The sequence below is a fragment of the Sphingobium sp. LMA1-1-1.1 genome (genome assembly GCF_040676365.1).
In the GTDB taxonomy this organism is placed as follows: Bacteria; Pseudomonadota; Alphaproteobacteria; order Sphingomonadales; family Sphingomonadaceae; genus Sphingobium.
The window spans coordinates 405,168-429,853 of record NZ_JBEGHS010000045.1 but is presented as its reverse complement, the minus strand read 5'-3'; the positions used below and the strand labels follow the sequence as shown (position 1 = coordinate 429,853).

At 66.4% G+C, this 24,686-nt stretch carries 25 protein-coding genes; 14 read left to right on the top strand and 11 right to left on the bottom strand.

Translation table 11 applies throughout. From position 1 onward, the window contains the following. Nucleotides 1-38: 38 nt before the first annotated feature. Nucleotides 39-695, bottom strand: coding sequence for an energy transducer TonB (locus tag MRBLMA1_RS18900; RefSeq protein ID WP_133653478.1), 657 nt, complete (start codon nucleotides 693-695; stop codon nucleotides 39-41). A gap of 249 nt (nucleotides 696-944) precedes the next feature. Between MRBLMA1_RS18900 and MRBLMA1_RS18895 the strand changes: the two genes are divergently transcribed. After that, on the top strand, nucleotides 945-1,823 hold the full coding sequence (locus MRBLMA1_RS18895) for a hypothetical protein (RefSeq protein WP_363738900.1): 879 nt from the start codon (nucleotides 945-947) through the stop codon (nucleotides 1,821-1,823). A gap of 112 nt (nucleotides 1,824-1,935) precedes the next feature. Next, nucleotides 1,936-3,240, top strand: coding sequence for a homoserine dehydrogenase (locus tag MRBLMA1_RS18890; protein WP_133653480.1), 1,305 nt, complete (start codon nucleotides 1,936-1,938; stop codon nucleotides 3,238-3,240). Nucleotides 3,241-3,307: 67 nt separating this feature from the next. Here the strand turns inward: MRBLMA1_RS18890 and MRBLMA1_RS18885 are convergent, their stop codons facing one another. After that, a complete protein-coding gene (locus MRBLMA1_RS18885) occupies nucleotides 3,308-3,640 on the bottom strand; it encodes a hypothetical protein (protein WP_363738897.1) in 333 nt (110 codons plus the stop codon). A gap of 141 nt (nucleotides 3,641-3,781) precedes the next feature. On the opposite strand from MRBLMA1_RS18885, the gene glpX reads away from it, so the two are divergent. Continuing rightward, complete coding sequence (glpX, locus tag MRBLMA1_RS18880) at nucleotides 3,782-4,765, top strand: class II fructose-bisphosphatase (RefSeq protein ID WP_133653482.1); 984 nt, start codon at nucleotides 3,782-3,784, stop codon at nucleotides 4,763-4,765. Between the two features lie 179 nt (nucleotides 4,766-4,944). On the opposite strand, the gene MRBLMA1_RS18875 is transcribed toward glpX, so the two are convergent. Then, nucleotides 4,945-5,322, bottom strand: coding sequence for a MerC domain-containing protein (locus MRBLMA1_RS18875; RefSeq protein ID WP_133653484.1), 378 nt, complete (start codon nucleotides 5,320-5,322; stop codon nucleotides 4,945-4,947). Nucleotides 5,323-5,595: 273 nt separating this feature from the next. Between MRBLMA1_RS18875 and purH the strand changes: the two genes are divergently transcribed. The 5 genes from purH (at nucleotide 5,596) to MRBLMA1_RS18850 (ending at nucleotide 11,741) form a co-directional block, all read left to right on the top strand. After that, the gene (gene purH, locus MRBLMA1_RS18870) at nucleotides 5,596-7,197 is read left to right on the top strand and encodes a bifunctional phosphoribosylaminoimidazolecarboxamide formyltransferase/IMP cyclohydrolase (RefSeq protein WP_363738895.1); all 1,602 of its coding nucleotides are present in this window, start codon (nucleotides 5,596-5,598) and stop codon (nucleotides 7,195-7,197) included. Between the two features lie 280 nt (nucleotides 7,198-7,477). Beyond that, complete coding sequence (locus tag MRBLMA1_RS18865; protein ID WP_363738893.1) at nucleotides 7,478-7,819, top strand: UrcA family protein; 342 nt, start codon at nucleotides 7,478-7,480, stop codon at nucleotides 7,817-7,819. A 143-nt stretch (nucleotides 7,820-7,962) separates the two neighbouring features. Continuing rightward, on the top strand, nucleotides 7,963-9,489 hold the full coding sequence (locus MRBLMA1_RS18860) for an NAD(P)/FAD-dependent oxidoreductase (protein ID WP_363738891.1): 1,527 nt from the start codon (nucleotides 7,963-7,965) through the stop codon (nucleotides 9,487-9,489). 4 nt (nucleotides 9,490-9,493) lie between these two features. Then, nucleotides 9,494-9,913, top strand: coding sequence for a GtrA family protein (locus tag MRBLMA1_RS18855; protein ID WP_363738889.1), 420 nt, complete (start codon nucleotides 9,494-9,496; stop codon nucleotides 9,911-9,913). Continuing rightward, entirely contained in the window at nucleotides 9,891-11,741 is a 1,851-nt protein-coding gene (locus tag MRBLMA1_RS18850; RefSeq protein ID WP_363738887.1) for a hypothetical protein, read from the top strand. Before MRBLMA1_RS18855 ends, MRBLMA1_RS18850 begins: the two co-directional genes overlap by 23 nt. Here the strand turns inward: MRBLMA1_RS18850 and msrB are convergent. The 3 genes from msrB to MRBLMA1_RS18835 are packed head-to-tail and all read right to left on the bottom strand — an operon-like array spanning nucleotide 11,699 to nucleotide 14,338. Next, nucleotides 11,699-12,187 (bottom strand): peptide-methionine (R)-S-oxide reductase MsrB, encoded by a 489-nt coding sequence (gene msrB / locus MRBLMA1_RS18845; protein WP_363738885.1) that lies wholly within the window; start codon nucleotides 12,185-12,187, stop codon nucleotides 11,699-11,701. The two genes, MRBLMA1_RS18850 and msrB, sit on opposite strands and share 43 nt — an antisense overlap. A 7-nt stretch (nucleotides 12,188-12,194) precedes the next feature. Next, nucleotides 12,195-13,385, bottom strand: coding sequence for an ABC transporter permease (locus MRBLMA1_RS18840; protein ID WP_363738883.1), 1,191 nt, complete (start codon nucleotides 13,383-13,385; stop codon nucleotides 12,195-12,197). Continuing rightward, nucleotides 13,382-14,338 (bottom strand): ABC transporter ATP-binding protein, encoded by a 957-nt coding sequence (locus MRBLMA1_RS18835; RefSeq protein WP_133653491.1) that lies wholly within the window; start codon nucleotides 14,336-14,338, stop codon nucleotides 13,382-13,384. The genes MRBLMA1_RS18840 and MRBLMA1_RS18835 overlap by 4 nt, the downstream gene beginning before the upstream one ends. Nucleotides 14,339-14,360: 22 nt before the next feature. Here MRBLMA1_RS18835 and queG point away from each other — a divergent pair, with 22 nt between their 5' ends. Beyond that, on the top strand, nucleotides 14,361-15,410 hold the full coding sequence (gene queG, locus MRBLMA1_RS18830; protein ID WP_363738881.1) for a tRNA epoxyqueuosine(34) reductase QueG: 1,050 nt from the start codon (nucleotides 14,361-14,363) through the stop codon (nucleotides 15,408-15,410). Between the two features lie 35 nt (nucleotides 15,411-15,445). On the opposite strand, the gene MRBLMA1_RS18825 is transcribed toward queG, so the two are convergent. Next, nucleotides 15,446-15,820, bottom strand: coding sequence for a hypothetical protein (locus MRBLMA1_RS18825; RefSeq protein WP_363738879.1), 375 nt, complete (start codon nucleotides 15,818-15,820; stop codon nucleotides 15,446-15,448). Further along, nucleotides 15,817-16,497: an EI24 domain-containing protein gene (locus tag MRBLMA1_RS18820; RefSeq protein ID WP_363738877.1), complete on the bottom strand. Its 681-nt coding sequence runs from the start codon at nucleotides 16,495-16,497 to the stop codon at nucleotides 15,817-15,819. Before MRBLMA1_RS18820 ends, MRBLMA1_RS18825 begins: the two co-directional genes overlap by 4 nt. Nucleotides 16,498-16,607: 110 nt before the next feature. Here MRBLMA1_RS18820 and MRBLMA1_RS18815 point away from each other — a divergent pair, with 110 nt between their 5' ends. Continuing rightward, nucleotides 16,608-17,609 carry an adenosine kinase gene (locus MRBLMA1_RS18815; protein WP_363738875.1) on the top strand — a complete coding sequence of 334 codons (1,002 nt, stop codon included), beginning with the start codon at nucleotides 16,608-16,610 and terminating at the stop codon, nucleotides 17,607-17,609. 47 nt (nucleotides 17,610-17,656) lie between these two features. Here the strand turns inward: MRBLMA1_RS18815 and MRBLMA1_RS18810 are convergent, their stop codons facing one another. The 3 genes from MRBLMA1_RS18810 to tsaD all read right to left on the bottom strand — a co-directional run bounded on the left by MRBLMA1_RS18810 (nucleotide 17,657) and on the right by tsaD (nucleotide 21,258). Next, nucleotides 17,657-19,153, bottom strand: a complete 1,497-nt coding sequence (locus MRBLMA1_RS18810) for a lipopolysaccharide biosynthesis protein (protein ID WP_363738873.1) — start codon at nucleotides 19,151-19,153, stop codon at nucleotides 17,657-17,659. Nucleotides 19,154-19,240: 87 nt separating this feature from the next. After that, entirely contained in the window at nucleotides 19,241-20,227 is a 987-nt protein-coding gene (locus MRBLMA1_RS18805) for an NAD(P)H-dependent glycerol-3-phosphate dehydrogenase (protein ID WP_363738871.1), read from the bottom strand. Next, nucleotides 20,224-21,258 (bottom strand): tRNA (adenosine(37)-N6)-threonylcarbamoyltransferase complex transferase subunit TsaD, encoded by a 1,035-nt coding sequence (gene tsaD / locus MRBLMA1_RS18800; RefSeq protein ID WP_363738869.1) that lies wholly within the window; start codon nucleotides 21,256-21,258, stop codon nucleotides 20,224-20,226. The genes MRBLMA1_RS18805 and tsaD overlap by 4 nt, the downstream gene beginning before the upstream one ends. A 45-nt stretch (nucleotides 21,259-21,303) precedes the next feature. Here tsaD and hemC point away from each other — a divergent pair, with 45 nt between their 5' ends. The 4 genes from hemC (at nucleotide 21,304) to MRBLMA1_RS18780 (ending at nucleotide 24,677) form a co-directional block, all read left to right on the top strand. Next, nucleotides 21,304-22,242, top strand: coding sequence for a hydroxymethylbilane synthase (gene hemC / locus MRBLMA1_RS18795; protein WP_363738867.1), 939 nt, complete (start codon nucleotides 21,304-21,306; stop codon nucleotides 22,240-22,242). Continuing rightward, nucleotides 22,239-22,907 carry a uroporphyrinogen-III synthase gene (locus MRBLMA1_RS18790; protein WP_363738865.1) on the top strand — a complete coding sequence of 223 codons (669 nt, stop codon included), beginning with the start codon at nucleotides 22,239-22,241 and terminating at the stop codon, nucleotides 22,905-22,907. Before hemC ends, MRBLMA1_RS18790 begins: the two co-directional genes overlap by 4 nt. 10 nt (nucleotides 22,908-22,917) lie before the next feature. Continuing rightward, entirely contained in the window at nucleotides 22,918-23,802 is an 885-nt protein-coding gene (locus tag MRBLMA1_RS18785; RefSeq protein ID WP_414714664.1) for a hypothetical protein, read from the top strand. Nucleotides 23,803-23,927: 125 nt separating this feature from the next. Further along, entirely contained in the window at nucleotides 23,928-24,677 is a 750-nt protein-coding gene (locus tag MRBLMA1_RS18780; RefSeq protein WP_363738863.1) for an esterase/lipase family protein, read from the top strand. Nucleotides 24,678-24,686 lie beyond the last annotated feature (9 nt).

The following is a 24,686-nucleotide window of genomic DNA, read 5'->3' as shown; positions in this document are numbered from 1 at the left end:
CCGGAACATTCCGGGGTTTCGCTCGCCCACCCTTCAAATCATTCCGGCAGACGCCAGGTGATACGGCCGTTGTACGTGTCCGACATAGGACCACCCCCGGCTGCTGTCGCGGGCTTGAACCTCGCGCGCTTCGGCAGCAGGCGGCATGTCGCCTCATCAAGGTCGGCATGGCCGGTCGAAGAGGTGATGGTACAGTTGGTCACGCGGCCATCCGGACCGATTTCCAGGCGGAATCCGGCCGTACCCGAACGTTCTTCACGCTGCGCGCGGCTCGGATAGTCGGCATCGCTGAGCCAACTGCCCGGACTGCTGCGCGGCGTCGCACGCGACGCAGGCACCGCAGGCGGTGGAGGCGCCGGGGGCGGCGGGGCCGCGACCGGAACCGGGTTGAAGACCGGCGGCGGGGTCCGAACCGTCTGGATCGGCGGAGCGGGGGCCGGGGTCTGAACAATCGGCGGCGGCGCAACGACCGGCGGCGGTTCGACCGGCTGGTCTGGCGGCGGCGGCGGCGGCTCCTCGTCCGGTGGCGGCGGTTCCTCCTTGACGTCGATCACGTTCAGCTGTTCCGCCGCCTTTTTGACATATTTCATGCCAAGACCGGTGACGAAGGCATAACCCAGAACAGCGTGAATCAGGGCGACGATAATGATCGAGATCGTACGACTCGATCCTTGCGAGTGGTCAGCATAGGCCATTCGGCAACGACACTCCTTAACTCAGCTTACCAGTTGATTATCGGCAAATAAGCCAAAAACGGCCCGAGCTGGCCGGGCTACCCCGGTCATCTTGGCCCCTATCCGTCCATTTGCTACCGTGCGAACTCCTATCGCGGCGCATCGTGGCACGCAAACGCTTTATCGATATGTTCGTTTGCGACCGTCACTACACACCGGAAAGACTTGCGTGTGGTAAATATGCCACGCGCTACTATCATTAGGACGAAGATGAAAAAAAAATCCACCATGACCCTACGGAAGTTGGCCCTTCTTTGCCTCATTTCCGCCGCACAATCGCAGATTTCCGCGGCTCAGGCGGGGTCTGAGCGGACCGTCGCGCAACCATCGGAACGAGTGGCGGGACTCGCTTACGCGGATCTCGCGGACCTCGCCGACGCCGCGCCGCTGGTGGCACAGGCGCGGATTGGCAACATCATCAAATTGAAGCCGGGACAGGCCGGCGCGGTCCCGACAGGCTATCAGAGGGTCTATATCGAGGCAAATGTGAGCAATCTGATTCGCGGCGAAGGGGGAATCAGCCCGACTGTCCGCTACCTTTACGACGCGCCGCTCGACGCGCGGGGCAAGATGCCCAAGCTCAAGAAGGCGCAGGTCATACTGTTCGCCCGTCCCGGCGCCCGTCCCGGCGAAATCCAGCTCGTCGCGCGCGATGCCCAGATCATCGCCTCGCCCGCCGAAACCGAGCGCGTGAAGGCGATCCTTTCGGAACTGGTCGCCGCCAACGCACCGCCTCGCATCGTCGGATTGGGAGATGCCTTCCATGTCGCGGGCACCATCGCGGGCGAAGGTGAGACGCAGATCTTCCTGCGAACGGAAAATGGCGATCCGGTCTCACTGTCAATATTGCGCCGGCCCGGGCAGCAGCCGCGCTGGGCCGTGGCGCTGGGAGAGATAGTGGATGAGGCCGCCCGCCCGCCAGCACCAGGCAGCCTGCTGTGGTACCGACTGGCATGCGGCCTGCCCAACGCGCTGCCGGCGCGGTCCGTCCGCGCGCTTTCTCCCCAGGATGCCGAACTGGCCCGCGCTGACTACCAGCTCGTCCTTGACGCCCTGGGTCCGTGCGGACGGACGAGGGCTGTCCGCTGATCGCGCGGCGGCGACAGTTTTCGGTCGCGCGGTCGGTTCCTTTTCCTTGGACAGATGCGCAGGGGCCGCTATCAGCGCGACGTCCCGCGAACAGGAAGGATGAACACAAGCCATGACCAATCTGCACCGCCATGCCCCGCTGCGCGTCGCGCTGGTCGGCCTCGGCACGGTGGGCGGCGGCGTCATCCGGCTGCTCCAGACGAATGCGGACCTGATCGCCCGCCGCGCCGGTTGCCCGATCCAGATCGTTGCCATCTCCGCCCGCGACCGCAACAAGGATCGCGGCGTCGACCTTTCGCCCTATGAATGGGTGGACGACATGACGACCCTCGCGGGGCGGGACGACATCGACGTGGTGGTGGAACTGATCGGCGGCGCCGATGGCCCTGCCCTCACCCTCGCCCGGCAGTGCCTGAGCGTCGGCAAACCCTTCGTCACCGCCAACAAGGCGATGCTGGCGCATCATGGCCTCGACCTCGCCGGGCTGGCCGAGAAGGCCGGCGTCGCGCTCAAATATGAAGCAGCGGTCGCAGGCGGCATCCCGGTCATCAAGGGCATGCGCGAGGGCGCGGCGGCGAACGAGATCAGCCGCGTCTACGGCATCCTCAACGGCACCTGCAACTACATCCTGACCACCATGGAAAAGGAAGGCAGGAGCTTTGACGAGGTGCTGAAGGAGGCGCAGGATCTGGGCTATGCCGAGGCCGATCCGAGCTTCGACATCGATGGCGTCGACGCGGCGCACAAGCTGACCATTCTCGCCAGCCTCGCCTTCGGCACGGAACTGGATTTCGACGCGGTCGCGACCACCGGCATCCGCCATGTCATCGCCGCCGACATCGCGGAAGCAGCGGCGCTGGGCTATCGCATCCGCCTGGTCGGCATGGCGGAGAACGGCCCCGACGGCCTGTTCCAGCGCGTCCATCCCATGCTGGTGCCGCTCGACCATCCGCTCGCCCATGTCGACGGGTCGCTGAACGCGGTGGTGGCGGAGGGCAATTTCGTCGGCCGCCTCTTCTTCCAGGGTCGCGGCGCGGGCGACGGCCCGACGGCATCGGCCGTCGTCGCGGACCTGATCGACGTGGCGCGCGACGAATATGGCGATGCGCTGGCCATGCCGGTCGCCGCGCTGGCGCAGCAGAAGCCTGCGGATGCCGGCAAGCGCGTGGGCCGCGCCTATCTGCGCTTCAAGGTGCAGGACCGTCCGGGCGTGCTGGCGGAGATCGCGGCGGCAACCCGCGACGCCGGCGTGTCCATCGAGAGCATGATCCAGCGCGGCGCCAGCCAGACTGACGGCGTGCTGGTGGCGATCGTCACCCATGCGGGCGAAGAACGCTGCGTGCGCGAGACGCTGGACCGGCTGGCCGGGTCGGACAGCCTGCTGCAAACACCGATGGTGATGCATATTCTGGATTGAGGAGAAGCGCGCGATCCGTCCGCGCCTCCCCTCGCCCCCGCGCCCGGACTGACCCAGGCGGTCGGGTTCAATCCGGCGCAAGTCCCCTCTGATCCAGTCCGAAACTGCGCGCCAGTGTCTGGCCAATGGGTTCGCCAAGCTGGAATATCCGGCGATGGGCGCGCTTGGGACAATCCATATTGCCGACGATCCGGCACGGCCGCGTATCGAAACGATAAGCGGTCATCTTGCCGTCGCCGGGTGCCGCTGTACCGCCCACCAGGCGCTGTTCCTGTGTCGCCGGCCCGGTCAGGCACAGCGCCGGCACGGCCTGGCATGGCGCGGGCCGAACCTTGGCGATCCGGCGCGGCAGCACGTCGGGCGGGGCGGAAAGGCTGGCGGCAATCAGCAGGAGGATCATCGGGGCGCCCCTTGGTCTTGTCCTGCTGCGAACGCCAGGGACGCGCTTCCGTTGCATCCGCCTTGCGAAAAGCACACCCTCGACAATGGTCCGACGACATCCTATCGCGCTCTCCAAAATAGCGGCTGAAGAGGAAAAGACATGGTGCAGGCAAGCTCGATACTCGATCGCGTGCTGGTGCTGGAAATGGTGCGCGTGACCGAAGCGGCCGCGATCGCAGCATCGAAGCTGATCGGCCGCGGCGATGAAAAGGCGGCCGACGCCGCCGCAGTCGAAGCGATGCGCCTGGCCTTCAACGACCTTTATATGGACGGCACCGTCGTCATCGGCGAAGGCGAGCGTGACGAGGCGCCGATGCTTTATATCGGGGAAAAGGTCGGCAATGCGATCGGCACCGGCCCCCGGATCGACATCGCGCTCGATCCGCTGGAGGGCACCACCATCACGGCCAAGGCCGGTCCCAATGCGCTGGCGGTGCTGGCGATTTCGGAAGAAGGCGGCCTGCTCAATGCGCCGGACGTCTATATGGAGAAGCTGGCCGTCGGCCCCGGCCTGCCCGAAGGCATCATCGACCTCAACAAATCGGTGAAGGAGAATGTCGAGGCGGTCGCCCATGCCAAGGGCGTCGACCCGCATGAGATCATCGTCTGCGTGCTCGACCGGCCGCGCCATGAAAAGCTGATCGCGGAACTGCGCGCCATTGGCTGCGGCATCATGCTGATCCCCGACGGGGACGTGGCGGGGGTGATCGCCACCACCAATCCGGAAACCAATATCGACATGTATATGGGTTCGGGCGGCGCGCCGGAGGGCGTGCTGGCCTGCGCGGCGCTGCGCTGCGTCGGCGGACAGTTCAAGGGCAAGCTGCTGTTCCGCAATGATGACGAGCGGGCCCGCGCCCGGAAATGGGGCATTGCGGATCTCGACAAGGTCTATGACCTCAACGAACTGGCGAAGGGCGACTGCATCTTTGCCGCGACGGGCGTCACTGACGGCTCGCTGCTGGCCGGGGTGAAGCGGCTGCCGGGTGGCAAGCTCACAACCGACAGCGTCGTGATGCGCGCCAGCACGGGCACGGTGCGGTGGGTGAAGGGCGAGCATCGGCTGGACCGGAAGCCGATCTAGAGCGATTTCCAAGCGATCGGAACCGATCGCTGGTTAAGAAATCGGGGAAATAAGGAATCCAGGGCGGCGATCTGATTCAATCAGATCGAAACCCGCTCTGGAACGGTCAGGAAATCGCTGCAAGGCAATGGCATGGGGCTTTGATCAACCGCCCTGTGCCATGCGCGGCGTCGATGCGGCTAGCGTCCGGCGCGGTGATTGAGATCGTGACCCAGCGCCAGGATCGCGACGCCCAACAGCGTATAGGCGCTTTCCTGCAAACCATGGTCCATGGTCAGCGCGCCGGCCATGATGCCCAGGCCCAGCGATCCGATCGCGGCAGGCATCATGAAGCCGTGCGCCACCGCACCATGGCCGAGCGCCACGGCGCCCAGCAGGATCGCCAGCACCAGGCCGGTCTCATGGAAAATCGGACTTTCGAATATGCCGCCCGCCGAGGCCATCACGCCCAGCAGCACGGCCGTGCCGAAGCAATGCGCCACGCACATGCCCGACAGAGCGATCGCGATGCGATCGATCCGGCCGTTGAGCAGATGGTGGCGAAGGCTGATCGGCATGGTTCGAGGTACATAGGCGAGACAAAGAAAAGTTACAACATATCATTCGCCATTTTTCACGATCTCGCGCGACAGGTGCTTCCCAACATATTGCCCGATGCGCCCTGCCCCTTTCTCATATCAAGAAGCCTTTGGTCGCCCGCGCCACGGCGCCGCCCTCCCCCGGCCGCTCCAGCCGCGATTTCCCGGCCGGCAGATGTTCCATTCCGGGCAAAATCGCTCTAGAGGGCTGCCGCAAGCCTGAACGGCATTCGAACAGCAGGAAGCACCCCCATGTCAGACGTCACCATCAAGCGCGCCCTTCTTTCCGTGTCCGACAAGTCCGGCCTGGTCGAACTGGGGCAGGCGCTGGGCAGGCACGGGGTCGAACTGGTTTCCACCGGCGGCACGGCCAAGGCTCTGCGCGAGGCGGGACTGGAGGTGAAGGACATTTCCGACCTCACCGGCTTCCCGGAAATGATGGACGGACGGGTCAAGACGCTGCACCCCAAGGTGCACGGCGGGCTGCTGGCCGTGCGCGACAATCCAGAGCATGTCGCCTCCATGCAGGAGCATGAGATCGGCGCGATCGACCTGGTCGTCGTCAATCTTTATCCCTTCGCCGCCACTGTCGCCAAGGGCGCGGCGCGCGAGGAAATCATCGAGAATATCGACATTGGCGGTCCTTCCATGGTCCGCTCCGCCGCCAAGAATCACGAAAGCGTGGCGATCGTCACCGACCCCGCCGACTATGCCCGGCTGATCGCCGAAATGGAGGAGAAGGCGGGCGCGACGAGTTACGACTTCCGCCGCATGCTCGCGGCCAAGGCCTATGCCGCCACCGCCGCCTATGATTCGATGATCGCGAGCTGGTTCGCCTTCGCCGACCAGGGCGTGCAGTTCCCCGAAAGCCTCTCGGTCTCCAGCAAGCTGGGTTCGACGCTGCGCTATGGCGAAAATCCGCACCAGTCGGCGGCGCTCTACCTGCCGGTCGGCGGCGGATCGGCTTCTGGCGCCAACGGCATCGCCCAGGCGCGGCAGATCCAGGGCAAGGAACTCAGCTACAACAATTACAATGACGCCGACGCCGCGCTGGAGCTGGTCAGCGAATTCCGCGACGGCCCGCCGACCGTCGTGATCGTGAAGCATGCCAATCCGTGCGGCGTTGCCACCGGCGACACGCTGATCGAAGCCTATGAGGCCGCCCTCGCCTGCGACAGCGTATCGGCGTTCGGCGGCATCATTGCCGTCAACCGTCCGTTGGACGGGCCCACGGCCGAAGCGATCAGCGGCATCTTCACCGAAGTCGTCGCCGCGCCCGACGCGGATGAGGAGGCGAAGGCGATCTTCGCGAAGAAGAAGAACCTCCGCCTGCTGCTGACCGGCGAACTGCCCGATCCGGTGCGCCCCGGCCTCCAGATCAAGAGCATTGCGGGCGGGCTGCTGGTCCAGAGCCGCGACAATGGCCGCATCAGTCGCGACCAGCTGAAGGTGGTGACGAAGCGCGCGCCCACGGAGCAGGAACTGAGCGACTGCCTGTTCGCATGGACCGTCGCCAAGCATGTGAAATCGAACGCCATCGTCTATGCCAGGGGCAACAGCACCGCCGGCATCGGCGCGGGTCAGATGAATCGCCTGGAATCCGCCCGCATCGCAGCGTGGAAGGCGAAGGACGCCGCCGACAAGGCAGGCTGGGCGGAGGCGCGGACCATCGGGTCGGCCGTGGCGTCGGATGCCTTCTTCCCCTTTGCCGACGGTTTGCTGGCCGCGGTCGAGGCAGGCGCGACGGCCGTGATCCAGCCCGGCGGCTCGATCCGCGATGATGAAGTCATCGCCGCTGCCGACGAGGCGGGGCTGGCAATGGTGTTCACCGGCATGCGCCACTTCCGCCACTGAGCATCTTGCCGAAAGTGGGCAGCGCGTTCCCGCCTTTACCGATGCAGCGGCGGGAACGGGGAACGCCACCTGCGGTGCGATCAAAAGCAGGCGTCCGGGGCATGATTGGTGCGGATGCGAAAGGAGAGAAGATCCTTTCGCATCCGCAAAAATAGCGGTTTTCAGCCAATTTTTATCAACTGGCCTCTTTTCCTCGACCTTCATGAAGCTTATCTCATGCGCGACCCTTCTCCCACGTCAGGCGTTGGGCAGATCCCATGAGTTCGACAGGAGATACAGGATGACCAGAAAGATGCTGGTGGCGCTGACCGCCGCCATGACGCTAGCCTTGCCCGCGGCAAACGCCTTTGCGGGGATCAACGATATGGAAGTGGTGGTCGACGGACGGACTGGCGCGGAAACCCGCAGCATCGCCGTTTCGATGGCCGACCTGAACCTTAGCAGCACCCATGGCGCCCGCATGGCCGATTCCCGCATCACCAAGGCCGCCAAGAAGGTCTGCGGCTGGATGAACGGATCGATCCTGCCGGCAACGCCGGAATATCGCGCTTGCTTCGGTGATGCGCTCGACGGGGCACGGACCGACCTCAACACGCTGATCCAGGCGCAGCGCCAGGGCTGACCTGCGCTATTGCAAAAAGCGAATGCCGGCGGCTTAACCAGGCCGCCGGCATTGCCTTATCTTGCATTGTTACCGGTCATTAACTACTCCTTAGAAGATTTCCTTCACCTAAAATCGGCAAAGGATTTCATCGGGGGGCCTAGATGCCGCAGAACGACCACAATGTGGATGTCGCCATTATTGGCGCGGGTCCGGCCGGACTTACTGCGGCTTATCTGCTGAGCAAAAAGGGCTATTCGGTCAGCGTCATCGAAAAGGACGCCGTCTATGTCGGCGGCATCAGCCGGACAGTGGAACTTGACGGTTTCCGTTTCGATATTGGCGGCCATCGTTTCTTTTCCAAGTCGAAGGAGGTCGTCGACCTCTGGAACGAGATTCTGCCCGACGATTTCATCGTGCGCCCGCGCATGAGCCGCATCTATTATGAGGGCAAATTCTACAGCTATCCGCTGCGCGCCTTCGAGGCGCTGGGCAATCTGGGGCTGTGGCGGTCAACACTTTGCATGGCGAGCTTCGCCAAGGCGAAGCTGTTCCCCAATCGGGATGTCCGCTCCTTCCAGGACTGGACGGTCAATGCCTTTGGCCACAAGCTGTTCTCGATCTTCTTCAAGACCTATACGGAGAAGGTGTGGGGCATGCCCTGCGACGAAATGTCGGCGGATTGGGCGGCGCAGCGCATCAAGGGACTGTCGCTGTGGGGCGCGGTGACCGACGGGCTCAAGCGATCCCTGGGCCTCAACAAAAGGCCCAATGACGGCATGGCGACCAAGACGCTGCTGGAAAGCTTCCGCTATCCGCGCCTTGGCCCCGGCATGATGTGGGAAGCGGCCCGCGACTTCGTGCTCGCGCGCGGCAACAGCGTGCTGATGGCCCATAGCCTGGGACAATTGTCGCAGGATCAGGCCAGCGGCCGCTGGCGCATGACGGCAAACGGGCCGGACGGGGAAGTCGCCATTACCGCCGGCCATGTCATCAGTTCCGCGCCGATGCGCGAACTGGCCGGGCGCATCCAGCCCCAGCCCGCGACGCTGGGCCAGGCGATGGACCTCAAATATCGCGATTTCCTGACCGTGGCGCTGATGGTGAAGGGCAAGGATATCTTTCCCGACAACTGGATCTACATCCACGATCCGAAGGTGCAGGTCGGCCGAATCCAGAATTTCCGCAGCTGGTCGCCCGAAATGGTGCCGGACCCGGACCTTGCCTGCGTCGGCCTGGAATATTTCTGCTTCGAGGGCGACGGCCTCTGGTCGTCGAGCGACGCCGATCTGATCGAACTGGCGAAGAAGGAAATGGCGACGCTGGGCCTGTGCAACCCCGACGATGTCGTCGGCGGCGCGGTGGTGCGGCAGGAAAAGGCCTATCCGGTCTATGATGACGGCTATGCCGACAATGTCCTTGCCATGCGCACCGAACTGCAACGGCTCTATCCCACGCTGCATCTGGTGGGGCGCAACGGCATGCACCGCTACAATAACCAGGATCATGCGATGATGACGGCGATGCTGACGGTCCGCAATATCGAAGCGGGCGAGCAGCTTTACGACATCTGGGCGGTCAACGAGGATGCCGAATATCATGAAGCGGGCGAGGAAGGGCAGGACGCCGCCGGCCAGCGCGCCGCGCTCGCCAGCGAGAGGCTGGTGCCCAATCGTCTGAAGGCGGCCTGACCCCATGGGTGATTGGGTGCGAAGCATGGCCGGGCCATTCAATGCCGTCTTCGGCCGCTTCACTTTCACGCGCTATCTGCTGGCCAGCATCTGCGCGCTGTCGGCCGATTTCGCGCTGTTCATGCTGTTGCACCGGTTGGGCGTGCCGCCTGCGCTGGCCGCATTTGGCGGCTATTCGGGCGGGCTTGTCCTGCACTGGATGATCAGCACGCAATTCGTGTTCGAAATGCGGCAGCCCGCCACCCATAGGCAGCGCATCGCCTTCCTCTTCAGCGCCCTGATCGGCATGGCGATCACCATGGGGCTGGTCGGCGGACTGAGTGCGCTGGGGCTTTCGCCCGCCCTCGCCAAGCTGGCGGCCGTTCCGGTGAGCTTCCTGTCCGTCTATGCGATCCGGAAATATGGCATCTTCGCCCGCGTCTGACAGCAGCCCCATTCCCAGGACATCTCCCCTCACCCGTTGGCAAGGCAACGCGGCGGTGCTGTTGCTCTGGGCGCTGTGCTGTCTCGTCATGCTCTGGCTGTTCCGCCATGGGCTGTCCGGGCTGGAGTTTCGCGACCCCGATGACGCGATGCGCCTGCAACAGGTGCGCGACTGGCTGCATGGCCAGGCCTTCCGCGATGTCAGCCAGCATCGCGTGAACCCGCCGGCCGGCGGGCCGATGCACTGGTCGCGCATCGTCGACATGCCGATCGCCGCGCTGATCCTGATGCTGCAACCGCTGCTGGGAACGGTTCAGGCCGAAATCGCGGCCTGCGCGCTGGTGCCGCTGATGCTGTTGGGTGGATTGACGGCAACGGTGTTCCTGGCCGCGCGGCGCGCGGCAAGTGGCATGTTCGTCCCGCTGCTGGCGGTCGTCCTGCTGCTGACCACGCCCAGCATCCTGGTCCAGTTCACCCCCTTTCGCATCGACCATCATGGCTGGCAGATCTGGATGGCGGCGATCGCCCTTTGCGGCGCGCTGGATGCCCAGCGCCTGCGGGGCGGCATCACAGCCGGTCTTGCCATCGCGCTCTGGCTCCAGATTTCCAGCGAAGCGCTGCCCTATGCCGCGCTGTTCGCCGGCACATTCGCGCTGCGGACATGGCTCGACCGGCGGCAAGCGGCGCGGATCGCAGCCTATGGCGCCAGTCTTGGCGGCGGCGCGCTCCTGCTGCTGTTGATGCTGCGCGGCACCGGCGCCGCGTTGATCCGGCAATGCGACAGCCTTTCGGCAGCCTATATCTGGCCTCTTCTGGCGTTCGCGCTGGCGATGCCGCTTGCGCTGTATCTGATCGGCACGACGACCGTCCGGCAGCGCATCCTGGCGACGGCGGCTGGCGGGATCAGCGCAGCGGGCATATTCCTGCTGAGCGGTGGGGCCTGCCTTTCCGGCGATCCGTTCAAGGCGCTGGGCCCGGTCGCCTATCGCTTGTGGTATCTGCAGGTGAAGGAGGGCCGCCCTGTATGGGAACAGGGCACCCTGATGGCCGGGATCATCCTGCTGCCCGCAGCCATGGGGCTGGTCAGCACGATCATCGCGGCCTGGCGCGCCGAGGAGCGGGAGGCAAGGGATCGCTGGATCGTCGTCGCCTTGCTGCTGGCGGGCGCGTCGGCGGTCGCCATCCTCGTGCTGCGCGCCATGTCGGTGGCGCATGTGCTGGCGCTGCCGGGCACGGCGTGGCTGCTGCTGACCCTGTTTCGCCGCATCCAACGCTGGACGAACGCCGTCGCGCGCATATTGGTCACGGCGGGCGTGGCGATATTGCTGACGCCGGCGGGGCTGTGCGGCGCCTGGATATTGATCGCGAGCGGCGCAGCGCGGAAGGAGCAGCCCGAAACCGTCAATTGCCGGGCCGCCGCCCCTTTGGCTCCGTTACAGGCACTTCCCCGCTCGACCCTGTTCGCGCCACTCGATCTGGGACCGGATATCCTCTTGCGGACCGGACATAGCGTGATCGGCACCGCGCATCATCGCAATGCCGTGGGCATCAACGCGGTCATCGACGGCTTCACCCAGCCGCCCGACAAGGCCCGGGCGATCGTCATGCGCCTGAATGGCGGGAAAGGCGCGGATTACCTGCTGATCTGCAACGAGATGAACGAGATCAAGCATTATCGCGCCGACTTCCCCCAGGGGCTGGCCGCGGCGCTGAAGCGCGACCGGCCGCCGCAATGGCTGCGACAGCTTCCCGGCAAGGGTCCGCTCCGCATCTACAAGGTGATCGCTCAGCCCGCGACGAAGACCAGCGCGACGCCATTCATGCAATAGCGCTTGCCGGTGGGCTGCGGCCCGTCATCGAACACATGGCCCAGATGTCCGCCGCAGCGGGCGCAATGCACCTCGGTCCGCGGATAGCCCAGTTCGAAATCGCGCGAGGTGCCGACGGCGCGCGGCAGCGGCGCCCAGAAGCTGAGCCAGCCGGTGCCGCTGTCGAACTTGGTCTTCGAGCTGAAAAGCCGCTGCCCGCAACCCGCGCAGGCGAAGATGCCCGGTCGATGCTCCTTGTTGAGCGGGCTGGTGAAGGGATATTCGGTCGAGCGCTTGCGCAGCACCTGATAGGCGAGCGGACTCAGGCGCTTGCGCCATTCGGCATCGCCGAGCGTGAAGGAATAGGCGGCAGCGGCCTCTCCCACGCCAGCCTGCCAAAGGACGATCATCGTCGCGACGCCGCCGCCCAGTCCCAGAAATTGCCGCCGATCCATGGACCGCACCATAGCAGCGTCAGCCTGTCGCGCTTCTGAACAACTGCTTCCACCAGCCACCGCCCGATTTCAGCACATGGCGGCGGAACAGCAGCACGCCGATCCGGATGATGAGGCCGACCCAGAGCATCTGCCAGACGATGGCAAGGAGATGGGGCCAGAGCGCGTCCACCTGCGCGGCGCGGGCGATCATGGCGAAGGGGGAGGAGAAAGGCAGGACAACCGCTGCGACCTCCGGCGGCGATCCCATCTTGTCGACGGCATAGGTGGCAAAGAAGAAGATCAGCATCTGTCCCATGGTCACGGGCATGTTGAGCGTCTGCACCTCCCGCACGGTTGCCGCCTGCGCGCCGATGCCCAGGAACAGCGAACCCAGCAGCGTATAGGCCATCGCGAAATAGATGACGGCCAGCATCAGGAACAGCGGCCAGCCGACGGCGGGGTCCGGCAGGCTGGCGCCGGGCGTCTTGAGGGCCAGGAACACGGCGAAGGCGGTTCCGCCCCAGAAGAGGATGCCGACGAAGCTCATCGCCAGCATCGCCATCAGCTTGCCCAGGAAGATCGCGTCGACCGGCACGGCGGCTGCCAGTATTTCTATGATCTTGTTGGTCTTTTCCTCGACCAGGTTGGACAGGATCATGCCGGCCAGCAGGATGGTGAGGAAGAAGATGACGATCTGCGCGATCCGGCCGATCACCAGCCTGCCCTGGCTCTGCGCGCCGACGCTGGTCGCGACCTGCTGCGCCTCCACATGCACCATGTGCAGCGATTTTTCCGCGACAGCGGCGCTGGCGAGCAGGCTGATGTCGCCTTCCAGCCGCTGGATGTCCTGCGGCTGTCCCGTCATCACGGGGCGGGCCGGCGATCCCGACACGATCACCATGACATCCGCATTCGCCCTGGCCAGTTGAGCGCGGGGCGCGGGCGACAGCGGAACGCGGCGCAGCACGGGCAGGGCCTGAGGCCCCATGCGCTCCGCCAGCCGGGCATGGGCGCGCTCCATCCGCGACGCGTCGGCCGGGGACATGGCGATGCCGACGACCGGCCGCAGATCCGTGGTGGAAATCCTGTCGCCCAGCCCGCCAAAGGCCATGCCGATGACGATGGGGAAGAGCGGACCCAGAAGGAAGAAGATGAAGGTGCGGGACAGCACAACGGCGGTGAAATCCCGCCGGGCGATGACGAAGGCGGCGCGCATCAATTCGTTCATGCGGCTTCCTCCTCCTGCGGGTCGCCCTGCATCTGCCGGGCTGCCGCCTCGCCTGCAATGGCGACGAAGGCGTCGTGCAGGCCGGGGCGCTCGATCGACAGGCTTTCGATCCCGGCATTGCCGTCCAGCAGGGCGCGGAGCAGCGGTTCAATACCCCCCAGCGGCAAGGGGAAATGCCATGTGCCGTCCTGCGCCAGCGTTTCTGCGGGCAAGGCGCGACGCCAGCCGCCGTCGCTGGCGCGGGTGCGCAGGCGCACCTGCGGTCGCAACCGGTTGCGGGCATCGTCCACCGTGCCTTCGAAACGGATGCGCCCGCCCGCGACGATGGCGACGCGTTCGCACAGCCGTTCGGCATGGGCGATGACATGGGTGGAGAACAGCACCGTGACGCCGCGCCGGGCCTGATCCCGGATCAGCACCTCCAGCTTGCCCTGGTTGAAGGCGTCCAGGCCCGAAAAAGGCTCGTCCAGCACGATCAGGCGCGGTTCGTGGACGATCGTGCCGAAAAGCTGCACGGTCTGGGCCATGCCCTTCGACAATTGGCGGATCGGCTTGTCCGCCGAGGCGCCCATGCCATAATCCGCCAACATGGATCGGGCCCGCTCCCGGCCGATCTTCAGCGGCAGCCCGCGCAGCGCGCCCATGAAGGCAACGGCTTCGAAGGCCTTCATCGAGGGGTAAAGGCCGCGCTCCTCCGGCAGATAGCCGACATTGCGCGCCTGGCGCAGCGGCGCGCTGTCGCCCAGCAGGCTGCGATGCCCTTCATCAGGATCGATAATGCCGAGCAGGGTGCGCAGCATCGTTGTCTTGCCCGCGCCATTGGGGCCAAGGATGCCGTAGATCGACCCGGCAGGCACGGCGACGTCGATACCGTCCACCGCCCGAAAATCGCCGAATGTCTTGACAAGACCATGGCCTTCAACGGCATAGGTCGGTTGAGGAGCCCCGATCATCGGCCTCTGATAATCGCATCGCATGCCAACGCAAAATGAAACCTTGGAACAGCGGCTGAAGGCCGAAGCGCTGCGGCTGGGCTTTGCCGCCTGCGCCATCGCGCCGGCCGATGCCGCGCCGCGTTCGGCCGAAAGGCTGCGGCAATGGCTGGATGCCGGCCATCATGGCGACATGCTGTGGATGGCGGAGCGCGCCGGACAGCGCGGATCGCCGCAGGCGCTGTGGCCGGACGTGCGAAGCGTCATCATGCTGGGCATGAGCTATGCGCCGGGGCGCGATCCTCTGGCGCTGGCCGATGTGCGTGATCGCGGCCGTATTTCCGTCTATGCCCAGGGGCGCGACTATCATGACGTGGTCAAGAAGGGGCTGAAGGCCCTCGCCCGCTGGCTGGTGGAGCAGCAGCCGGGCGCGCTCAAGGTCTTTGTGGATACGGCCCCGGTCATGGAAAAACCGCTGGCGGAAGCGGCTGGCCTGGGCTGGCAGGGGAAGCACAGCAATCTGGTCAGCAGGACGCATGGAAGCTGGCTGTTCCTGGGGGCAATCTACAGCGAGATCGCGCTGGCACCCGACATGCCGGAAAAGGACCATTGCGGCAGTTGCACCGCCTGCCAGGCGGCGTGCCCGACCGACGCCTTCCCGGCGCCTTATGTCGTCGATGCGCGACGGTGCATCTCCTATCTCACCATCGAGCATAAGGGCCCGATCCCGGAGGCGTTGCGCGCCGGGATCGGCAACCGCATCTATGGCTGCGACGATTGCCTGGCCGTCTGCCCGTGGAACAAGTTCGCGGAGGTCGCGGCCGCGAACCGCGCCTTTGTCGGGCGGGCGGAACTGGCGGCGCCGGAACTGGGCGACCTGCTGGCATTGGACGATGCGGGCTTTCGCGAGATATTCGCAGGCTCCCCGATCAAGCGGATCGGACGCAACCGAATGGTGCGCAATGCCGCCATCGCGGCGGGCAACAGCGGTGACAGGGGATTGATCGGGCGGCTGCGTCCGCTGACCGACGATGAGGATGCCGTCGTCGCGGAGGCGGCGCGCTGGGCGATCGAGCGGCTGGAGCGGGATTAGCTGGAAAGCTGCTCCGGGTGCGCCAGGCGGATGCGCTATTTGCCCTGCAGCGCGGCCGAGCAACTCGCCGGATCGACATCCGTGCCGGTCAGCGTGCGGGCATCGACATGGGTGACGAGCGGCTCTTTTCCCTGTGGCGGAAGGTACAGATAGGCATCGAGCACGCAGCGGCCATTGGCGAATTGCAGCTTGCGCATGGTGCTTTCGCGAATGTCGAGCCGGGGTTGGCCGAACAGGTGCATGAGCTGCTTCGCGTCCGACCCGATCAGCGGACCGGGACGGGTGAAGGCGCTGGCCGGCGGACCGACAGGCGGGCGGGTGATCTGGGCCGCAGGCGGCGGCACCACCCCTCCGCAGGCGGCGAGGGTCAAGAGCGAAGCCAGGACGAGCGCCGGATGAGGACGGGTCATGGCATGTTCCTTCGGGCACCGTGCAGCATGTGGACCGCCATAGCGGCGCTCCAGATCGGTGCAAGCAGGTTGAGCACCGGCACGAGGAAGATCAGCGCCGAAGCGAGGCCCATCAGCCACCGGCCGCCACGCGGGATAGGCGGCAGGTCGGGATGGCGCGGCTCGACCATGTCGGCCATGTCGCGGCCCAGCAGGGCGGCGTTCAGGACCAGGAACAGGCCCAGCGTGCCGACGCCCGTCACCAGCAGTAGCAGATAGGCCGGCAAAGCGAGCAGGTTCCAGCCGACAGTCCGCAGGATGGAGCGCAGGGCGAGCCGAAGGCTGCGGCCCCAGCCGACCGGCCGGGCGCGGGCCGCCGCCGCCGGATAGCTGTCCCGTTCGATGGCAATGACGATGTCGTCGGCAAACAGGCTCATGATCGCCATGGCGGTGGCGCGGAACAGCAGCCAGCCGGCGGCGATCACGATCAGCGCGGTCGCGGTCGCCTCCGCCAGCCCGCCCCAGCCCACGCCCGGCATCCAGCCTTGATGCTGGCGGAGAGCGTGAACGCCCGCCCACAATGCGGTGGCGAGAAGCGCGAAGATCAGCAGGGTCAGCAGCAGCGACTTGACCAGCAGGCGAAGCGCGGCGCCATGGACGATCGAGGGGCAGGCACGGAGGGCGGCGGCAAGGACCATGGCACAGCTATTCCCGCCTCTGCGCCCAGCGTCAATCAGCGCCGTTGCGCGCCGCGCCCCGGATCGATAGAGACGGCGGGATTTTCCCCCTCATTCACGAAGGATTTTGCGTGACTGCTGCTGCCCCCACGCTTGATGTTGTCGCCATCGGCAATGCCATTGTCGACGTGCTTGCCCGGAGCGACGACGCTTTCCTGGCCGAACATGCGCTGACCAAGGGCGGCATGCAGCTGATCGACGCGGAGACGGCGGAGAGCCTGTATGCCGACATGGGCGCGGGCAAGGAGATCAGCGGCGGATCAGCGGCGAACACGCTGGCGGGCCTGGCAGCGTTCGGCAAGAAATGCGGCTTCATCGGACAGGTCAATGACGATCAGCTCGGCGCCGTCTTCTCCCATGACGTGCGCGCGCTGGGCATCCGTTATGACACGCCGACGATGCAGGGGGACGTGCCGACGGCGCGCTGCCTGATCCTGGTGACGCCCGACGCGCAGCGAACGATGAACACCTTTCTGGGCGCATCACAATTCCTGCCGGAAGCCGCGCTGGACCTCGACCTTATCCGTTCCGCCTCGATCCTCTATCTGGAAGGCTATCTCTGGGATCCGGAGCAGCCGCGCGCGGCGATGCGGGCGGCCATCGACGCCGCGCGGGGCGCGGGGCGGAAGGTCGCCTTCACCCTGTCGGACAATTTCGTGATCGACCGTCATCGCGCCGACTTCATCGAATTGATCGATCAAGGGCTCATCGACATTCTCTTCTCCAATGAAGGCGAGATCCAGTCATTGGCGGGGCTGCACGATTTCGAAGCCGCCGTGGCAGCCGTGGCCGCGAAAGTTCCGGTGCTGGTCTCCACGCGCAGCGAGAAGGGCGCGATCGCCGTGGTCGACGGCACGCGGTACGAGGCGCATGCCGCGCCGGTTGCGGAAGTGATCGACACGACCGGTGCGGGCGACCTGTTCGCGGCGGGTTTCCTGGCGGGCCATCTGGAGGGGCTGGATGTCGACCAATGCCTGAAGCTGGGCGCTGCGGCGGCGGCTGAAGTGATCTCCCACTGGGGTGCGCGGCCGGAGGAGGATCTGAAGGCGATCCGGGCAAAGACGCTGGGCTGAGGATGCGGGACGTGCTCCTGCGCAGGCAGGAGCACGAGGCGGTCGATTCAGGCGGCCTTCTGCTTCCGGAACAGTGCGCGGTCATCGGGGCCGAAACCCCAGCGCCAGATGACCAGGCCATAGACGCCAAGAATAGTGAAGACGCCGAAGACCAGTTCCATCCATTCGAAATGAGGCGGCAGCGCGACGAAAGCCGCGCCGACGATGCAGGCTACGCCGGAAGCGCTGAGCAGCGGCCAGCGCCAGGCATTGACCTTCGCGCCCAGCAGCCTTGACAGCAGGCGCGCCTTGACCAGCGCGCTGGCGCCAAGCGCGATGCTGAGCGCCAGCGCAGGGGCGGCGGCGACGGCCATGTCGCTCAGGCCCAGGCGCCGCGCGGCGAAGATCAGGGCGAAACTGAGCGCCGCCTGCAGGCCGATCATCAGCAGCGAGATCATCAGATTGCGATGGCGCGCAATATAGACCAGCGCCGATTCGCTGACGACGGCGGTCGCCGCCACGACTTCGGCCAGCAGCAGGAAGGCGAGCGCGCCGGTTCCGCCGACGAAATGGGGTCCAACAAGACCCATGACCGCTTCACCCGGAATGCCCAGCGCGAGCGCGATGCCCGCCTGCGCCGCGATGATCCAGAAGCCCACCTGGCTCACCTGCCTGGCTATGGCGGTCAGATTGCCCTCCGAAAGATTGCGCGTGATGACGGGGCCGAGGATCGGGTCGAAGCTGGTCTTCAGTTTCTGGGGCAGGGATGCGACCTGCTGGGCGACATAATAGATGCCGACGACCGCCGGACTGACGAACAGGCCAAGGATCGCCATGTCGAGCCGGCGCGACCCCCATTCCACGCCGTCCGCGGCCGCCAGCGGGAGATTGCGGCGGGCGAGGCGCCAAAGCCTGCCGACATCGGGGCGCCAGCCATAGGGGATGCCATAATGGCGGGTCATCGGGATGATGGAGGCGACGAGCGCCGACACCATCGAGAGGACGTAGGAGAGGATCAGGCCGTCGCGGGTCGAATAGAAGGCAAAGGCAAAGGCGCCGATGCTGATCGCCCACGGCTCTATGATCGATCGCGCGCGCACCGTGGCGCCGATGTCGAAGCGGTAGGCGCAGGCGGCCAGCGCCACGTCGGACCCCGCGACGGCGATCACGATCAGGGCGAGCAGCCGGTCGAGGCCGTTGATGCCGCTGTTCGGGAACATGGCCTGGGGAATGGCGACCAGGATCGCGCTGCCCATGAGGGAAGCGATCAACGTCACCACCATGGCGTCGGTCACGACATGGCTGTGCGGCCGCCGGGTCTGGGTCAGCGCGCCCGCGAGGCCGCGCTTCAGGCCCAGCGTCGCGAGCTGGGCGATGAATTCCACCACCAGCACCGCATAGGCGAAGCGGCCCAGAGCATCGGCCCCATACCAGCGCCCGGCGATGAACAGGAACGGCAGGCGCGCCGCAAGGCGGAGCAGGAAACCGAACACATTGGTCCGTCCACCCTTGGCGAGCGCCGCAATATCATCCTGCTGCGCCGGAGAGGCCTCTTCAGCCGCCAAAAACCTATGATCCCCCTGTGAACTCAAGACCGTTGCGTCATCTTGTGGAGCCGGACTGTAGCAATAAATGATGATGGGGCGATGAATTTATTCGGCGCGCAGCGGGCGAGCGAGCAACGCATCCATCACCTGGGCAAGCGGCGCCGCGTCTTCCAGAAGGGCGCAGACCGCCTCGACCACGGGCATTTCGACATGGGCGGCGCGAGCGGCCTCGCGCAGCACGGGCGCGGTAAAGGCCCCTTCCGCGACGGTCCGGCGGTTGGCGAGCAGGGCCGCGGCCGCCTGCCCCTCCCCCAGCCCCTTGCCGAGCGAGAAGTTTCGGCTGTTGGTCGAGGAACAGGTAAGGACGAGATCACCCAGCCCGGACAGGCCCGCCAGTGTCTCGGCGCGCGCGCCCCTGGCCAGGCCGAAGCGGGTCATCTCGGCAAATCCCCGGCTGATCAGCGAGGCGCGGGCGTTGAGGCCCAGGCCCGCGCCCTCCGCAACGCCGCAGGCGATCGCGAGCACGTTCTTCACCGCGCCGCCGATCTCCGCGCCGACGACATCGTCCGACAGATAGGGGCGAAAGGCCGGCCGCGCGATGCGGGCGGCGATCGTCGCGGCGAGACCGGCGTCGGCGCAGGCCAGCGTGATCGCGGTCGGCAGGCCCTTCGCGACTTCATGGGCGAAGGTCGGCCCCGAAAGGACGGCGATGGGCGAGGTCGGCTGCGCTTCTCTCGCCACTTCGGACATCAGCAGGCTGGTCCCCGCCTCGATCCCCTTGGAACAGAGGATGAGCGGCGTGCCCGCGGGTGCCTGCGCCACGACGGCGCGCAGATGCTGGGCAGGGCTGACGATCAGCAACAGGTCGCGGTCGGCCATGGCGGCCATGTCGCCGGTCGCCTCGATCGAGGCGCTGAGCGGGATGGCAGGCAGATAGAGCGGGTTCTGGCGCTCGCCGTTGACCGCCGCCACCACTTCAGGTTCCAGCGCCCAAAGCCGGACATGCTGGCCGTCCGCCGCCAGCGTCTGGGCAAGCGCGGTGCCCCAGGCGCCGGCGCCTATCACACCTGCTTTCAGGGAGGGGGCGTTCATGCTTTCACTCCTGCGCCGCGCGCCTTTTCTGCGCCGGGGTCCAGCGGCCAGCGCGGGCGCGCCGGAACGGTGAGATCGTCGATCAGCCCCGCCGCATAGCGTTCCGCCCCGGCCCAGGCGATCATCGCCGCATTGTCCGTGCAGAGCCAGAGCGGCGGCGCGACGAAGGGCAGGTCGTGCCGGGCGGCCAGCGCTTCCAGCGCGGCGCGGATCGACCGGTTGGCGGCGACGCCCCCCGCGACGACGAGGGCGGTGATGTCGTGAAGGCCGGCCAACTGCCGCTCCGTGCGGTCGACCAGGCAATCGATGACGGCTTGCTGGAAGCTGGCCGCAATGTCCCCGGTCGAATATTGACCGGACTGGGCGGCGCGCATGACCGCGCTTTTGAGGCCGGCGAAGGAAAAATGCGGCTCGACCGTGCCAACCAGCGGGCGCGGCAGGGGGACGGCTTTCGGATTGCCCGCGGCGGCGGCCTTCTCGACCGCCGGGCCGCCGGGATAGCCCAGGCCAAGCAGCTTCGCCGTCTTGTCGAAGGCCTCTCCGCTCGCATCATCTATGGTCGTGGCGAGGCGGGCATAATCGCCCGGCCCGCGCACATGCAGCAACTGGCAATGGCCGCCCGACACCAGCAGCAGCAGATAGGGGAATTGCAGCGTCGGATCGGCCAGACGCGGCGAAAGGGCATGGCCTTCGAGGTGGTTGACCGCGATCAGGGGCTTGCCGGCGGCATGGGCAAGCGCCTTGCCGGTGACGAGGCCGACCATCACGCCGCCGATCAGGCCGGGACCGGCCGTGGCGGCGATCACGTCCACATCGGCGAGGGTGAGGTCGGCGTCCTTGAGCGCCGCCTCTATCAAGGGCGAAAGCACTTCGACATGGGCGCGGGCAGCGATTTCGGGGACGACGCCGCCATAGGGGCGATGCGCCTCCTCCTGCGTGGCGAGGCGGTGGGCCAGGATCCTGCCCTCCCCCGTCACCAGCGCCGCCGCAGTTTCGTCGCAGCTTGATTCCAGGCCCAGGATGATCGTCATTGCCGCTTCCATCTAATGCCCGTGGTCATTAGAGCAAGCGGGATCATGCAAAAGCCTTCCCGTCCGCCCCACACGCCCCTGCGCCTCGGCACGCGCGGTTCCCCGCTTGCGCTGGCGCAGGCGCATATGACGATGGCGGCGCTGCGCGCCCATCATGGCTGGGATGAAGGCGCGATCGAGATCGTCGTGGTGCAGACCAGCGGTGACCGGATCCAGGACCGGGCGCTTGCGGAGATCGGGGGCAAGGCGCTGTGGACCAAGGAGCTGGACCGCGCGCTGACCAGCGGCGAGATCGATTTCGCGGTGCATTCGATGAAGGATGTGGAAACCATCCGCCCCGCCGAAATCCGGATCGCCGCCATGCTGCCCCGCGCCGACGCGCGCGACCGGCTGGTGGGCGCGGAGAGTTTCGCGGCGCTCCCGGAAAGGCCGGTGGTGGGCACCAGTTCCCCCCGCAGGGCGGCGCAGGTCAAGCGGCTTCGCCCCGACGCGGAGGTCATCCTGTTCCGCGGCAATGTCGCGACGCGACTGGCCAAGCTGGAAAGAGGAGAGGCGCACGCGACCCTGTTGGCGGCGGCCGGGCTGGACCGACTGGACCAGGGCGATGTGGGCGTCACCATCCCTGTCGAGGTCATGCTGCCCGCACCGTCCCAGGGCGCCGTGGGCATGGAGACGCTGAGCACCAATGAAGCGATGCTGGAACTGCTGGCGGCGATCAGCGACGCCGACACCTTCGATTGCGTAATAGCGGAGCGCGCGGTGCTGGCCGGGCTGGGCGGCACATGCCATTCGCCGATCGCGGCGCTGGCGCGGCTGGAGGATGGGCAGATCCATCTGCGGGCGGAGATCATCAGCCCCGACGGGCGGGAGACGGTCAGCGATTCGCTGCGGATCAGCCGGGGCGACGCCGCCGCGGCCGGGGATATGGGACGCGGGCTGCTGGATCGCGCCAGTCCCGCGCTTCGCGCACTGTTCGAAGCGTGAGGCAAGTCGTCATCCTGCGGCCCGAACCGGGGGCGGGCAGGACGGCGGAACGGGCGGCGGAACTGGGACTTGAAACCCGCATCTTTCCGCTGTTCGTGCCCCAGGCGCTGCAATGGGACGCCCCGGCCCCGGAAAGGTTCGACGCCCTGTTGCTGACCAGCGCCAATGCGGTCCGGTTGGCGGGGCCATCATTGGCGCTTTATCGGAACCTGCCCGCTTATGCGGTCGGCCGGGCGACGGCGAAGACGTTGGAGGAAGCGGGTTTCGCCCGGATTGTCGCGGGGAACGGCGACGGCACCGCCATTGCGCGGCGGATCGCGGCGGACGGCCATGGCCATGTGCTGCACCTGGCCGGACGGACGGTGGCGCCGATCGATGCGGGCGCGCTGCGGATCGATCGGGTCGTCGTTTATGAAATGCTGCGGGCCGGCGATGACGGGCTGGCGGAACGCCTGGAGGCTGACAGCATCCTGCTGGTCCACTCTCCTCGCGCCGGTGAGCTGCTGGCGCGGCATGTCGGGCCGGGGCAGCGCGCGTTCCTGCACCTGATCGCGATCAGCCCCGCCGCGCTGGCGGCTTGCGGCACCGGCTGGGCCAGCGCCCAGGCTCCGGAAAAGCCTGATGATGAGAGGATGCTGGCCCTCGCCGTCCGATTGTGCGAATGATCCGCTGCATATGGAAGAAAAGCCCTTGATGAGCGACACGGATGGCCCGCCCGGCGGCGCGGCGGCAACGCGCCCCGCGCGGCGTGGATCCTGGCTGCTGGTGCTGCTGGTCTTGCTTGCCTTTGCCATCGGGGTCGTGCTGACCGTTCTCGCCCTGCCGCGCATCCAGCGATGGAATGCGCCGCAGCAAGCGTCCATGCAAAGCGATCCCCTGCTGAATACCATCGCGCCGGGTGTACCGATGCGCCCGCTCTCCACCGATGCCGGGCAGATGCTGGACGCACGGGTCGTGCAGCTTGAGGAACGGCTCAACCGCATCACGGTGGAAGCGCAGGCAGCATCGGGCAATGCGGCCCGGGCAGAGGGTTTGCTGGTCGCCTTCGCGGCCCGCCGGGCGCTGGATAGCGGGGCGCCGCTCGGCTATATCGAGGGTCAGTTGCGCCTGCGTTTTGGACAGGCGCAGCCGCGTGCCGTCGCGACGATCATCAACGCGGCGCGGGAACCGGTGACGCTGCCCGATCTGCGCGCCGGGCTGACCGCCCTCGCCGATCAGGTCACCGTCCCCCCCGCGAACGCAAGCTGGTGGGAGGCGCTGGAACATGAGGCGCGGGAGATCATCACCATTCACCGGGCGTCCACGCCCTCTCCCCGGCCGCAGGCAGCGCTGGACCGGGCACTCCGCTATCTGGACGGCGCACGTGTGAACGCGGCACTGGCGGAGGTGGAGCAGATGCCGGGACGCGCCGCGGCCGGCGGCTGGATGCAATATGCGCGCCGCTACATGGAAGCACGGCGAGCTCTGGACCTGATCGAGACCGCCGCCATATTGGAGCCGCGCCAGTTGCGGGCGGCCGATGGCGGGACAGTGGCGCAGACGTCGCCGCTGGCGCCCTGATCCTTCCCCAAAAAGGCACTGTCACAAACGGCGAACCGTTCATGCCTGTGGACGAATGTCCATGGACTTGGGAGCCTGTGTCATGAGAATGTCATTTTTCCTGCTGGGAAAAGGAAGATATTTTCGTGCCGCCCTACGCCGACGCCATTGCCAGTTTCTGGAAGAGCCGTTTGGCGAGCGGTCCTCGCGCGGCCGAGCGGCCCTCCCTCCAGCACCTGCTGGGCAATGCGTCGGTTCCCTTCGATCTGGCGCGTACGCGCGCGCAAGCATCTGAACTGGCGCAGGCGATCCGTGGCGATGGACGGCAAATCCTGCTGATCCCCGGCCTGCTCGCCAGCGAGCAGCGGATGGAGCCCTTGCGCGCCGTGCTGAACGCGGCGGGCTTCATGGCGCATGGCTGGGGCATGGGCCGCAATTTCGGGCCCAGGCCGGACAGTCTGGAACAGATTGATCGCCGGGTGGAAGCGATAAGGCGGGCGAGCGGAACACCCGTGACGCTGGTGGGCTGGAGCCTGGGCGGGCTGTTCGCGCGGGAATATGCCAAATATGCCACGGACAAGGTGAAGGGCGTGGTGACGATGGGCACGCCCTTTTCCGGCGATCCGCGCGCCAATCATGCATGGCGCCTCTATCAACTTGTTTCCGGCTTCCCGGTCGACCGGCCGCCTTTTACCTGCCGGCGCGAGGAGAAGCCGCCCGTACCGACGGTTGCGCTCTGGTCCCGGAGAGACGGCGTGATCCTGCCGGAATGCGCCAGGGGGCGCGTGGGCGAGCGGGACCGGGCAATGGAGGTCGATTGCACCCATATGGGCTTCGCGGCCGCGCCGGAAGGGATTTTGGCCGTCGGTCGCGCGCTGGAGCTCATGCGGCGCTGAGGTTTTCGG